Source organism: Variovorax sp. VRV01, from assembly GCF_014852545.1.
In the GTDB taxonomy this organism is placed as follows: domain Bacteria; phylum Pseudomonadota; class Gammaproteobacteria; order Burkholderiales; family Burkholderiaceae_C; genus Variovorax; species Variovorax beijingensis_A.
Map to the genome: position 1 here is coordinate 29,683 of NZ_JACVBS010000004.1, position 12,281 is coordinate 41,963.

A 12,281-nucleotide genomic window follows, 5' to 3' on the forward strand; every position below is an offset into this window, starting at 1 on the left:
ATGACGGAAAGAACCATGGTCACCTGCTACCTGCGCTACATCGTCGATCCCTACAAGCTCAAGGAATTCGAGCACTACGGCAAGCTGTGGATTCCGCTGGTCCGGAAGTTCGGCGGCCAGCACCACGGCTATTTCCTGCCGTCGGAAGGCGCGAACAACGTGGCGCTGGCGATGTTCAGCTTTCCGAGCCTGGCCGCGTACGAGCAGTACCGCTGCGATTCGATGCAGGACCCCGAATGCCAGGCCGCCTTCAGGTACGCCGAGGACACCCGCTGCATCCTGAGCTACGAGCGCAGCTTCTTCAGGCCGGTTTTCTCGTAGCTCAGGCGCCGAGCGCCACGCACAGCGCGTGCAGGTTCGGCACGATCAGCTGCGGCCGCGCGCCATGCACCCACGGGCGCTCGTCGCGCACCAGCCAGGCTGCCTGCATGCCGGCGTTGAGCGCACCGACCACGTCGAGCTCCGCGTCGTCGCCCACGTGCAGCACGTCCTTGGGCAGCAGGCCGACCGATGCGGCCGCAGCACGGAAGATCGGCGCATGCGGCTTGCCGCTGCCGAAGGCGCGCGCGCTGAATGCGGTGCGGAACCAGCGGCCGACCCCGGTCTGGTGGATGTCCGCATTGCCGTTGGAAACCGCCACCAGCGGATAGCGCTCGCTGAGCCACTTGAGGGCCGGCAGCGCGTCTTCGTAGAGCGTCACGCGCTGGCGTTCGGCAAAGAAGGCGTCGAAGGCCGGATCGGCCAGCGCCGGGTCTTCGCCCGCGTGCTTCAGTGCCGCGCGGATCGACTCGCGGCGCAGCGCGCTCAGGTCGTGCGCGAGGTCGGAGCGCTCCTTGGCGGTGGCTTCGCGCAGTTCGCGCAGAACGCCCGGCGTGAGCAGCAGCGAGGCGGTCTTGGGTGCCTCGCGCAGCAGCCATTGCTGCAGCACGGTCTCGGCGCGCTCGATGGTCGGCCAGATCGGCCAGAGGGTGTCGTCCAGGTCGAGCGAGATCGCCGAGATGCGCTTGATGTCGAGGGGCGCGGCGCTTGCCGGCGCCGTGGAAGCGGAGGTCATGCCCGAGAATATCGCATGCCTCAAGACAATGGGAACCATGGTTCCATCGCCCCCGAACGCGCCATCGAACGCACCGCCATCCTCTGGTGCAACCTGGGCTCGCCCGATGCCCCCACCGCGGCCGCCGTGCGGCCCTACCTGGCGGAGTTCCTGGGCGACCCGCGCGTGGTCGAGATTCCCAGGCTGCTCTGGGCGCTGATCCTTTACGGCATCATCCTGCGCGTGCGGCCCGCCAGATCGGCCGCCAAGTACGCGAGCATCTGGATGGCCGAGGGTTCGCCGCTGAAGGTGTGGACCCGCAAGCAGGCCACGCTGCTCGCCGGTTGGCTCGGCGAGCGCGGCCACCGCGTGGCGGTGCACGACGCCATGCGCTACGCCAGTCCGTCGATCGCTTCGCGCCTCGATGCGCTGCAGGCCGAAGGCGCCACGCGCGTGCTGGTGCTGCAGGCCTATCCGCAGTATTCGGCCACCACCACGGCCAGCGTGATCGACGCGGTGAACGACTGGAGCCGCCGCCAGCGCCGCATACCGGAGTTCCGCTTCGTCAACCAGTACCACGACGACCCCGCCTACATCGAGGCGCTGGCACTCGGCATCGAAGCGCACTGGAAGCGCGAAGGCCGCGGCGAGCTGCTGCTGATGAGCTTCCACGGCATTCCGCTGCGCAACATCGCGCTCGGCGATCCCTACCAGGCCCAGTGCCTCGAAACCGCGCGCCTGCTCGCGGCGCGGCTGGGCCTTGCGGACACCGGATACCGCGTGACCTTCCAGTCGCGCTTCGGCCGCGCCAAATGGCTCGAACCCTACACCGAGCCGACCCTGCGCGAGCTCGGCGCGAGCGGCGTGAAGCGCGTCGACGTGGCATGCCCGGGCTTTCCGGCCGACTGCCTCGAGACGCTGGAGGAAATTGCCATGGAAGGCCGCGAAGCCTTCCTGCATGCGGGCGGCGAAGCCTTCAGCTACATCCCCTGCCTCAACGACAGCTCGGCGTGGATCACCGCGCTGGCGGGCATTGCCGAGCGCAACCTCGCGGGCTGGCCCACCCGGCCCGCCGCCAACGCTCAGAACTTGCCCAGATAGTCCATCTTGCCGATGGGCATGCCCTTGTGGCGCAGCACATCGTAGGCCGTGACCACGTGGAAATAGAAATTGGGCAGCGCGAACTGCAGCAGGTAGCGCTGCGCCGTGAAATGCGCCTCGCCTTCGCGCGTCTTGATAGTCACGGGGCGCTCCTCCTGGCCGTCGACCAGCGCGCGGTCCACGGACGCGAGGAAGTCCTGCGTCTTCGCGATGCGAGCCAGCAGATCGTCGTAGGTCTTTTCCTCGTCGGGAAAGCTCGGCGCCGTGATGCCCGCGATGCGCGCCACGCCGAGCTTCGAGGCATCGCTCGCGCGCTGGATCTGGCCGGCCAGCGTGAGCATGTCCGGCGCGAGCCTCGCGTCCACCAGCGTTGCCGGATCGATGTCGTTGGCCCGGGCGTGCGCCAGGCTCTTCTCGAGCAGGTGGGTGAGCTGGCCGAGTCCGCGGGAGAAGACCGGCACGGAAAGGTCGTACATCGAAAGCGCCATGGCGTGGATCCTTGTGGTTGGAAGTCGGCGGCGATTGTCTCGCCGACACGCGCCTAGCGGCCGGCGGCCCGGATAAACCCTTCGATCAGCTGCAGTTGTTCGGGCACGTTGAGCGCGGGCGCGTGGCCGCACCCCTGGATTTCGACGACCTTCAGCAAGCCGGCGGCGCCCGGCCCCCGCTGCTGCATCTGCTGCGTCACCTCGGGCAGCACCAGGTCCGACTCGGCGCCGCGCAGGCACAGCACCGGCGCCTCGATCACGTCGTAGTGCGGCCAGATCAGGTAGTCGTTGTCGTGCGCGCTGAACTGCCGGACCATTGCCGGGTCGTAGTGCGGCGTCACGCGGCCATCGGGCAGGCGGCGCGTGGAGCTCTCGGTCAGGCGGCGCCACTGCGCATCGCTGAGCCAGCCATAGGGCTTGTAGACGGTGCGGAAGAATGCCTCCAGCTCGGCCACCGTGCCGAACGCGGGCGGCTCGCCGGCATAGGCGCGGATGCGCTCGATGGCCGCCTGCGCGAGCTGCGGCGCGTTGTCGTTGAGCGTGAGGCTCGCGATGCGCGCCTTCATGCGCGGCTCGAACAGGCCCGACGCGCAGACCGTGCCGATGGCGCCGCCCATCGACGTGCCGACCCAGTGCACGCGGTCCAGGTGCAGTTCGTCGCACAGCGCGCCGGCCAGGCGCGCATAGAACGAGAGCTGGTATTCCTCGTCGGGCAGCGGGCTCCACTGGCTCAGGCCCCGGCCGAGGGTGTCGGGGCAGACCACGCGGAAGCCGCGCGCTGCAAAGTGCTGCGCCAGTTCGTCCATGTCGCGGCAGGTGCGCGCGAGGCCGTGCCAGGCAATGACCACCGGCGCATCGGGTGCGCCCCAGTCGAGCCAATGGATTTCGCGGCCCGCGAGCTGCGCGTAGCGGGAAGACGGAACGAGGAGATCGTTGCTCATCGTGCAGCCCTCGCCCTGAGCTTGCCGACGATGCCGGTGGGAAAGTAATAGACCGAGAGCACGAACAGCACGCCCAGCCACAGCAGCCAGCGGTCGGGCGACAACAGCGCCGCGAGCCACGGCAGCCCGCTCGCGGCCTCGCTGCCGACGCGCAGCAGGTCCTGCAGGTAGCTTTGCGCCACCACGAACAGCACCGCGCCAATCGCCGCGCCGTAGATCGTGCCCATGCCGCCGATCACCACGATCAGCAGCACGTCGATCATGATCTCGAAGCTCAGCGAAGTGTCCGGCCCGTTGTAGCGCAGCCAGATCGCGAGCATGGCGCCGGCCAGTGTGGCGAAGAGCGCCGACAGCACGGCCGCCGTGGTGCGGTACACCACCACGCGGTAGCCGATGGCCTCGGCGCGGAACTCGTTCTCGCGGATGGCCTGCAGCACGCGGCCGAAGGGCGAATTCACGATGCGCAGCAGCGCGAGCATCAGCACCACCGCCGCCACGAAGAGGAGGTAATAGCACAGCAGCCGTCCGTCGAGCGAGACGCCGAGGAAAGGCTCCTCGGCAAACTCGAAGCTCGGCGATATCAGCTCGGGCAGCTTGAAGGTCAGGCCGTCCTCGCCGCCGGTGAAGTCCGACAGCTGCGAGGCCAGCGTCTGGAAGGCCGAGGCCACCGCCAGCGTGATCATCGCGAAGAAGATCGCGCGCACTCTGAGCGAGAACAGCCCGATCGCAAAGGAAAGCACCAGCGAGACCGCGAGCGACGCCGCGAGCCCGAGCAGCACCGCGCCCCAGCTGGGTCCGAGCCGCGACGCCGAGATGGCGATGCCGTAGGCGCCGATACCGAAGAACATGGTGTGCGCGAAGCTCACGATGCCGGTGTAGCCCAGCAGCAGGTCGAAGCTCGCGACCAGCACCACGAACACCAGGATCTTGGCGGCCACGCTGAGCGCCTTGACGCCCGGGAAGATGAACGGTGCGAACGCCAGTGCGATGAACAGCGCCAGCAGCAGCAGCGCCAGCAGGCGGCTGCGGGGCATGTCGTTGGAGAGAAGTCGTTTCAGGAACATGGCAGCTTCTTTCTCAACGATTCGCCACCGGGTACACGCCCTGCGGCCGCCACAGCAGCACCGCCACCATCAGCAGGATGCTCGCGAACTGCGTGAGCGTGGGCAGCAGGAAACCGATGTAGTTGGTCATGAGCCCCACCAGCAGCGCACCGATCAGCGCACCGCCCGTCGAGCCGAGCCCGCCGATGATGATCACGATGAAGATCAGCACGTTGACCTGCGCGCCCATCTGCGGCACCAGGTTCTGCTGGAACAGCCCCCACATCACTCCGCCCAGGCCGGCCAGCGCGCTGCCGACCACGAACACGCCGACGAACAGCCGGCCGATGCGGTAGCCGAGCGACTCGACCATCTCGCGGTCCTGCACGCCGGCGCGGATCAAGAGGCCGATCTTGGTGCGCGCGAGCGTCCATGCGAGCAGGCCGAACACCACCGCGCCCACCGCCACCGCGAGCAGCCGGTACTTGCTGATGGCCGCGTCGGCCACGAACAGCGAGCCGCGCAGCGCCTCGGGCAGCGGCAGCGGAATCTGTGCCGGGCCCCAGATCACCTTGATGAGCTCCTCGCCGATGATCATGCCGCCCATGGTGATCAGGATCTGCTTCAGGTGCTGCCCATACACCGGCCGCACGATGAAGCGCTCGAATGCAAGGCCGACCGCGCCGGCCACCGCCATGGCGACCAGCATCGCAGGGAACACGGCCACGAGGTTGCGCCACAGGTCGCCCGAGCCCGTCCAGTCGCCCATCAGGCCGAGCACGCTGCTGGCGACGAAGGCGCCCAGGGCAATGAACACGCCGTGGCCGAAGTTGAGCACGTCCATCAGGCCGAACACCAGCGTGAGGCCCGAGGCGATGATGAAGATGATCATGCCCATTGCCAGCCCCGCGACCGTGAGCGTGAGCCAGGTCGAGAACGAGCCCGTGAACGGCAGCGCGGCCAGCGCGAGGATCGGGGCCAGCAGCAGCGGCTTCCAGTCGAAGTCGAATTTCATAGAGCCAATCCAAGCAGCGATTGCTGCAGTTGCGCGTCGGCGGAGAACGCCGCCATCGAGCCGCTGTGCACCACGCGGCCGTTGTCCATCACCGCGACGGAGTCGCCCAGGCGCTGGGCGAAGTTGATGTTCTGCTCCACCAGCAGGATCGTCACGCCGCTGGCCTTGAGTTCGGCGAAGGCGTCGATCATGTTGTTGATCATCACGGGCGCGAGGCCCTTGCTGGGCTCGTCGATCAGCAGCAGTTCGCGCGGCTCGACGATGGCGCGCGACACCGCCAGCATCTGCTTCTGCCCGCCCGAGAGCTTGCCGGCCGGATGGTTCCAGAACTTCTCCACCGCGGGAAAGAGCTTGAAGATCCACTTGAGGCGCGTGTCGTCGATCTCTGCCGCGTTCCTGGCGCCGCGCGCGGCCAGCAGCATGTTCTCCTTCACCGTCAGGTCGGAGAAGATGCCCATGCTCTCGGGCACGTAGGCGATGCCGCGGCCGGCGATCTGGGGTGTCTGCATCGCGGTGATGTCGGTGTCACCGAAGCGCACCCTGCCCTGCGACGCATGCCACAGGCCCATGATGGTCCGCAGCGTGGTCGTCTTGCCCGCGCCATTGCGGCCCAGCAGCATGGTGAGCTGGCCCCGCGGCACGGCCAGGTCGACGCCGTGGAGGATGTGGTACGCCCCGATGTGCGTGTGCACGCCTTCGAGGGTCAGGAGATTCTGAGTGCTCATCGGTCTTGCTCCTTCCCCTTCCGGGGGAAGGTTGGGATGGGGGCAGACGGCGCCTGAAAGGCTGCCGCGGTTAGAGGGCCGCGAGCCCCCACCCCTGCCCTCCCCCGGCGGGGGAGGGAGAAATTCATCATCAACGCCTTCATGTGGCCCCCTCCTTCGCGATGCCCAGGTACGCCTCCTGCACCACCGGCGAGGCAATCACCTCGGCCGGTTCGCCATCCGCCACCAGCGTGCCGTTGTGCAGCACGATGATGCGGTCCGCGAGCTCGCGCACCACGTCCATCTTGTGTTCGACCAGGAGGATGGTCTTGGTCTTGTCCTGCTTGAGCTTGCGGATCAGGTCGAGGATGACCGGCGCCTCGGCCGCGTTCATGCCGGCCGTGGGTTCGTCGAACATGAAGACCTTGGGTTCGAGCGCCATGAGCAGCGCCACCTCGAGCTTGCGCTGGTCGCCGTGCGGCAGGCTGGCGACCGTCGCGTGCTCGCGCGACTTCAGCGCCACGTCGGCCAGGATCTGGTCGGCGCGCTCGGTCAGCCCCTTGTGGTCGCTCCAGATGCTCCAGAGGTTGAGCCCCCGCCGGTGCGCGCCCTCGCGCGTGGCCTGCACCGCCAGGCGCACGTTCTCCAGCACCGTGAGGTTCGGGAACAGGTTGGTGAGCTGGAAGGCCCGCCCCAGCCCCGCATGCGTGCGCGCCGACGGCGCCAGGCCCGAGAGCGATTGCCCGTCGAGCGACACCGTGCCCGCGCTCGCCTTGAGCTGGCCCGAGATCAGGTTGAAGTAGGTGGTCTTGCCCGCGCCGTTGGGGCCGACGATGGCCGTCAGCGTGCCCGGCGCAAACGCGCAGCTCACGCCGTTGACGGCCACGTGCCCGCCGAAGCGGATGGTCAGGTCTTGCGTCTCAAGCATCGTGTGTCATTGCAAACAGGAAAAGGTGCAGATCGGCCTCAGCAGGTGCCGATCACGTAGTAATTGGGCCCGGTCTGCTTGAGCGTGGTGGTGACGTAGACGTTCCACAGGCCCATCGACTGGCCCGAGCCGTAGGCATAGGTGAGGCCCCACAGCGCGTAGGCACGCCCCGCCACGGTGTGCGCATAGTTGCTGGCGGTGTAGCAGGTGCCGCCGCCACCGCTGCCGGCGAGGGTGGTGCCCGTGGCCGCGGCCGACATCGCGCCTTGCGCATTGCCTGCGTCCAGCGCCGCCACGGTCCAGCTGTAGGTGGTGGACGGGGCCAGGCCGGTGTCGGTGTAGTTGGTGCCGGCCACCGGCGCGGCGTTGACCTTGCTGCCGCCGCGGTAGACGTTGTAGCCGCTCGCACCCGAGACGCCCGCCCAGCCGACCACCATGCTGCTGCTGGTCGCGCCCGAGGTGCCCACGCCGGTGGGCGCCGGCAGCGACGAGCCGCCGCCGGCGCCGGTCACGCGGTCGACCATGGCCTTGAGCGCCGCCATCTGCGGGCCCGACTTCTTCGCGTAGTTCGCGTTGTCGTAGCCCCACCAGTCCCAGCAGCTGTTGGTGGCTGCGGTGCTGGTCTGCGGGTAGATCAGCACGATGTTGTTGGTGTCGGCCCAGCGGTTGTAGCCGGTCTTCTTCACGTACTGGTCGGCCACGTCGGTGTAGTTCTGCTTGCAGCCGTGCAGCACCAGGTGCACGCGGCACGATGCCGTGGTGCAGGCCTGCGGCACGTAGATCCAGCCGGTGGCGGCCACGCCGTGGCCGGTGATGAATTCCGACTGGTTGAACTCGGTGAAGCTGCCGCCCAGCGTGCCGTTGTTGCGCGGGTTCAGCGGCCCGTAAAGCTGCTGCAGGATCTCGCCCGCCAGGTCGAAGCCGCAGTTGTTGATGTAGGGCGCGGCCGTGGTGCTGCAGGCGCCGCCGTAGTCGTCGGTGACCATCGCATGGCCGGCGCCGATGTTGTTCCTGTAGACCGTGTTGGCCGCAGGCACGAAGCTCTGGTAGTAGGTCTTGAGGTCGTCCATCACCGCGGGCTTGACGGTGTTGTCCGAGGTGCCCGAGAACATGTACACCTTGGAGTTGCTCATGTTCGACACCGGGTCGATCGCACCGCTGGCGGCCCAGCTGTTGGTGGTGCTCACGAGCGTCGACACCGGAATGCTGCTGCCGTGCGCCATGCAGCGCCCGGTGGCATTGAGCACCGAGCCCTCGGCGCAGTAGTACGGCCCGCCGGCCACCACGCCGGCGCCGCGCTTGAAGGTGGCCGAATAGGCCACGTGCAATTGCACGGCCATGAAGCCGCCCGCCGAGAGGCCGGACACACTCACCTCCGCCGGATTGGCGCCCAATGCCGGCAGCGGCACTGCCGCTGTCGCGGCCTGCCCCGCCGCCATCGTGATCGCCGCAAGCGCGGCCCATCCCTTCCAGTTTTTCCATCGCATCGCTGCCATCGCTGTCTCCTTCTGTTGTAGGTGTATCGAACGCTTGCTGGATTGCTGACGAATCGGCCGTTGGTTGCACCGCCCGGGCCTCGGCGGCGCAGGCTGGCGCCTCGCCCGGCGGCCACTCCGGGGCGAAGGGAGTGCGGCCTCAGGGCCGCGGCTGTGGATTGGCGCTCAGCGCTTGTTTTTGATGGGGATGTCCATCTCTTCGGGCTTGATCTCGCGCACCAGCTCCGGCACACCCCAGGCGAAGGCCGGGTCGGCCTTGATCTTGAAGTGGTACATCGACTGCATCGCCTGGTGGTCTTCCTTGCGGAAGGTCATCTTGCCCTTGGGTGTATCGAAGCTCATGCCTTCCATGGCGCCGATGAGTTTGTTGGTGCCGGTGTCGCCGCCCGTCTTCTTGAGCGCGGTGACCACTGCCATGGCGGCCGAGAAACCGCCGGCCGTGAAGAAGTCCGGGGGTGCCTTGAACTGCTTGTAGTGGGCCGACACCAGCGCCTCGTTGACCGGGTTCTTCGGGATGCCGAAGTAGTAGTACGCCGCACCTTCCATGCCGGGCAGGTTCTTGTAGGCCGCCATGGCCGGCAGGATGTTGCCGCCGGTGGCGATCTCGATGCCGTAGCGCTTGAGGTCGAGGTCGACGATCTTGAACGGATTGCCCGCGCCGGCCCAGACGATCCAGATGATCTTGCGGCCCGGCTGGTCCTTGAGCTTGTCGATCAGGCGCTGCGCACCCGCCGTGAAGTCGGTGGTGGCGGGCGGCAGATATTCCTCGTGCACCAGCTTCGCTTTCTTGAGCGCGGCGCCGAAGGCCTTCACGCCGTCGCGGCCGAAGGCGTTGTCCTGCGCGAGCGTGGCGACCGTCACGCCGGCCTTGTCGATGGCCACCGCATTCGAGATCGCATCCTGGCTCGAATTGCGGCCGGTGCGAAAGATGTACTTGTTCCACTTGTCGCCGGTGATCGAATCGGCGACGGCCGGCTCCACGATCAGGATCTTCTTGTACTCCTCGGCCACCGGCAGCATGGCCAGGGCCACGCCCGAAGCCGTGGGGCCCACCGCCAGCGCGGCCTTGTCGTCGGAGTACGCGGCGGCCAGCAGCGACTTGCCGAGGTCGGGCTTGCCCTGGTCGTCCTTCTCGATGACCACCAGCTTCTTGCCATTGACCATCATCGTGCCGCCGGTGGCGTAGTCCAGTCCCATCATCAGGCCGGTCTGGGTCTGCTTGCCGTAGGCCTCGAGCGGCCCGGTCTTGCTGTAGATGTGGGCGATGCGGATTTCGTTGGACTGGGCCCAGGCGGGTGCAGCGGTGACACAGGCGGCGAGTGCGGCCAGGGCGACGAGGTGGCGACGGTTCATTCTTTGTCTCCTGAAATAGGTGACTGAATATTGCACACTTCGTGCCATCTGCTAACCCCTTGATACCAAACGCTTCTTCATTCGGAGGAAGCGCAAGTCGACTGAATTCAGAACACTTGATGTGTCTGAATTTCAATCAACTGTCTACTTGTCGGTCAGGGTTTTCTCGGAGATTTGGCGCTCGGCGATCCAGCGCTGGAACTGGCGCTCGGCCTGCATGCGGAACTCGTTGCGCGCGTGGTTGCAGGCGGCGTGCGCAAGCCGGCGGTGCTTCTGCGAGCGCACGCCGCCCAGCGTCGAATCGATCAGGTGTTCGATGGTCGCGGACTCGGGCCTGCCGTGCGGCTCGTCGAAGTCCATGGCCAGGCCGCACCAATGGCAATTGGGGCCGAAGGTGGAACGCAGGGCGCGCACGCTCATGGGCTCGCTCGCTTCAGGCCGATGCAGCGGGCGAGGCTCGAAGGCTTCACGCCGGCCGCTCCTGGTTCGTCATGCGCTCGTAGAGCGTGGCACGTGAAATGCCGAGCAGCCTCGACGTCGCCAGCTTGTTGCCACCGGTGGCCGCAAGCGCCGCGGCGATCGCCTTGCGCTCCAGTTCGGCGACCTGCTGCGCGAGCGGCCGCAGCAGCAGCGCCTCTTCGTCGGCATCGTGCGCGCTCTGCAGGGTGGCGGGCAGCTCGATCTGCTCCAGCCCCGCTTCGCGCAGGATGCGTTCGAGTTGCGCGGCATCGATGCGCTGCGAGTCGCTGCGCATCGTGACCTGCTCCAGCACGTTGCGCAGTTCGCGGATGTTGCCGCGCCAGTGCTGGCCGGCCAGCAGCGCGAGCGCATCGGGCGTGATCTCGGGCGGCGCCTCGCCGCTGCGCAGCGCCATGTCCTCCCCCAGCGCCTCGACCAGCGCCGGAATGTCGCTGCGCCGCTCGCGCAGCGGCGGCACGCGCAGCGGCAGCACGTTGAGGCGGTAGTAGAGGTCTTCGCGGAACTGGCCGCGGCGCACCAGCTCGGGCAGGTCGCGCGAGGTGGCGGCGATCACGCGCGCATCGAAGGGCACGAGCTTGTTGGAGCCCAGCGGCTCGATCTCGCCCTCCTGCAATGCGCGCAGCAGCTTGGCCTGCAGGCCGAGCGGCATGTCGCCGATCTCGTCGAGAAAGAGGCTGCCGCCGTCGGCCAGCTTGAACTTGCCTTCGCGCCCTCGCCTGTCGGCGCCCGTGAAGGCACCGGGCGCGAAGCCGAAGAACTCGGCCTCCAGCAATGTGTCGGGCACGGCCGCAATGTTGACGCTGACGAACTGCCCCTTGGCGCGCGCCGAGGCCGCATGGATCGCATGCGCGAGCAGTTCCTTGCCGGTGCCGGTTTCGCCCAGCAGCAGCACCGGGCTCGCGGACTGCGCGGCGCGCCGCGCATGGCGCTTCACCTCCACCGCGGCCGGGCTGCTGCCGATGAAGCTGGCAAAGGTGTACTTGGAGCGGCGCTGCCCGTCGGCCGCATGCTGGTAGAGCGGATTGTTGCGCTGGCTTGCAAGCTCGCGACGTGCATCGTCGAGGTCGCGCTGCAGCAGCGCGAACTTGCTGATGAGCGGCTGCAGCGTGGTCTCGGGCTGGTCGAACAGCACGATGCCGATGGCACCGATGACTTCTCCCGCCTCGCCCTCGCGCCCGCCGCTCTCGGCGCGCAGCGGAATGCGGCTGACCACGAAGGTACCCGCCTTGTTGTTGAGCAGGTCGACCAGGATCGGCTCGCCGGTCTCGAGCACGCGCCGCATCTGCGTGTTGGGAATGACGTCCTCGACCATGTGGCCCATGAACTGGTCGATCGACGAAAAGCCCAGTGCCGGCAGGAAGCGGCGATAGCCTTCGTTGACCCACACGATGCGCCCGCTGCGGTCCACCAGGAACATGCCCTGGCTGATGCTCGAGAACAGATGGAACATCGAGCGCGCGGCCAGCGCGAGGATGCCTTCGGCATCCAGAGGCAAGGCGGGCGATGCGGTGGCGGGCGGAACGGCGGACATGGGCGGATCGTAGCGCGCCTCATTCGGCCGCTCGCCGGGCCGCTTGCGGTGGCATCGATGCAGCCGGCGGAAATGCGCCAAAAGCGCATTCGCCGCCAATGCGAAGAAAGCCCTCATCGCGCCATAAGTAAATCAAACGTTTGATTTGCTGCATGATCTAATCGCCTG

14 protein-coding genes are annotated in these 12,281 nt (G+C 67.5%); 2 read left to right on the plus strand and 12 right to left on the minus strand.

Going from position 1 to position 12,281, the window contains the following annotated elements:
* Positions 1-15 precede the first annotated feature (15 nt).
* Positions 16-321 (plus strand): NIPSNAP family protein, encoded by a 306-nt coding sequence (locus tag IB278_RS08490; protein WP_145745235.1) that lies wholly within the window; start codon positions 16-18, stop codon positions 319-321.
* Position 322: 1 nt separating this feature from the next.
* Here the strand turns inward: IB278_RS08490 and IB278_RS08495 are convergent, their stop codons facing one another.
* A complete protein-coding gene (locus IB278_RS08495; protein ID WP_145745165.1) occupies positions 323-1,054 on the minus strand; it encodes an HAD family hydrolase in 732 nt (243 codons plus the stop codon).
* Between the two features lie 15 nt (positions 1,055-1,069).
* Here IB278_RS08495 and hemH point away from each other — a divergent pair, with 15 nt between their 5' ends.
* Positions 1,070-2,134 carry a ferrochelatase gene (gene hemH / locus IB278_RS08500; protein ID WP_145745164.1) on the plus strand — a complete coding sequence of 355 codons (1,065 nt, stop codon included), beginning with the start codon at positions 1,070-1,072 and terminating at the stop codon, positions 2,132-2,134.
* Here hemH and IB278_RS08505 read toward each other — a convergent pair.
* The 11 genes from IB278_RS08505 to IB278_RS34065 all read right to left on the minus strand — a co-directional run bounded on the left by IB278_RS08505 (position 2,116) and on the right by IB278_RS34065 (position 12,267).
* On the minus strand, positions 2,116-2,622 hold the full coding sequence (locus IB278_RS08505) for a DUF1993 family protein (protein ID WP_192323210.1): 507 nt from the start codon (positions 2,620-2,622) through the stop codon (positions 2,116-2,118). The two genes, hemH and IB278_RS08505, sit on opposite strands and share 19 nt — an antisense overlap.
* Positions 2,623-2,675: 53 nt before the next feature.
* The gene (locus tag IB278_RS08510; RefSeq protein ID WP_145745162.1) at positions 2,676-3,563 is read right to left on the minus strand and encodes an alpha/beta fold hydrolase; all 888 of its coding nucleotides are present in this window, start codon (positions 3,561-3,563) and stop codon (positions 2,676-2,678) included.
* Complete coding sequence (locus tag IB278_RS08515) at positions 3,560-4,627, minus strand: branched-chain amino acid ABC transporter permease (protein WP_145745161.1); 1,068 nt, start codon at positions 4,625-4,627, stop codon at positions 3,560-3,562. The genes IB278_RS08510 and IB278_RS08515 overlap by 4 nt, the downstream gene beginning before the upstream one ends.
* A gap of 13 nt (positions 4,628-4,640) precedes the next feature.
* Positions 4,641-5,621 (minus strand): branched-chain amino acid ABC transporter permease, encoded by a 981-nt coding sequence (locus IB278_RS08520; protein WP_145745160.1) that lies wholly within the window; start codon positions 5,619-5,621, stop codon positions 4,641-4,643.
* Positions 5,618-6,346 carry an ABC transporter ATP-binding protein gene (locus tag IB278_RS08525; protein ID WP_192323211.1) on the minus strand — a complete coding sequence of 243 codons (729 nt, stop codon included), beginning with the start codon at positions 6,344-6,346 and terminating at the stop codon, positions 5,618-5,620. Before IB278_RS08525 ends, IB278_RS08520 begins: the two co-directional genes overlap by 4 nt.
* 139 nt (positions 6,347-6,485) lie before the next feature.
* Complete coding sequence (locus IB278_RS08530) at positions 6,486-7,253, minus strand: ABC transporter ATP-binding protein (protein ID WP_145745158.1); 768 nt, start codon at positions 7,251-7,253, stop codon at positions 6,486-6,488.
* Between the two features lie 38 nt (positions 7,254-7,291).
* Positions 7,292-8,749, minus strand: a complete 1,458-nt coding sequence (locus IB278_RS08535; protein ID WP_145745157.1) for a PHB depolymerase family esterase — start codon at positions 8,747-8,749, stop codon at positions 7,292-7,294.
* A gap of 165 nt (positions 8,750-8,914) precedes the next feature.
* Positions 8,915-10,102: a substrate-binding domain-containing protein gene (locus tag IB278_RS08540; RefSeq protein ID WP_145745156.1), complete on the minus strand. Its 1,188-nt coding sequence runs from the start codon at positions 10,100-10,102 to the stop codon at positions 8,915-8,917.
* 144 nt (positions 10,103-10,246) lie between these two features.
* Positions 10,247-10,522, minus strand: a complete 276-nt coding sequence (locus IB278_RS08545; protein WP_145745155.1) for a hypothetical protein — start codon at positions 10,520-10,522, stop codon at positions 10,247-10,249.
* Between the two features lie 46 nt (positions 10,523-10,568).
* Positions 10,569-12,113 carry a sigma-54 interaction domain-containing protein gene (locus tag IB278_RS08550; RefSeq protein WP_145745154.1) on the minus strand — a complete coding sequence of 515 codons (1,545 nt, stop codon included), beginning with the start codon at positions 12,111-12,113 and terminating at the stop codon, positions 10,569-10,571.
* 19 nt (positions 12,114-12,132) lie between these two features.
* Positions 12,133-12,267 carry a hypothetical protein gene (locus IB278_RS34065; protein WP_261380343.1) on the minus strand — a complete coding sequence of 45 codons (135 nt, stop codon included), beginning with the start codon at positions 12,265-12,267 and terminating at the stop codon, positions 12,133-12,135.
* Between the last annotated feature and the right edge of the window lie 14 nt (positions 12,268-12,281).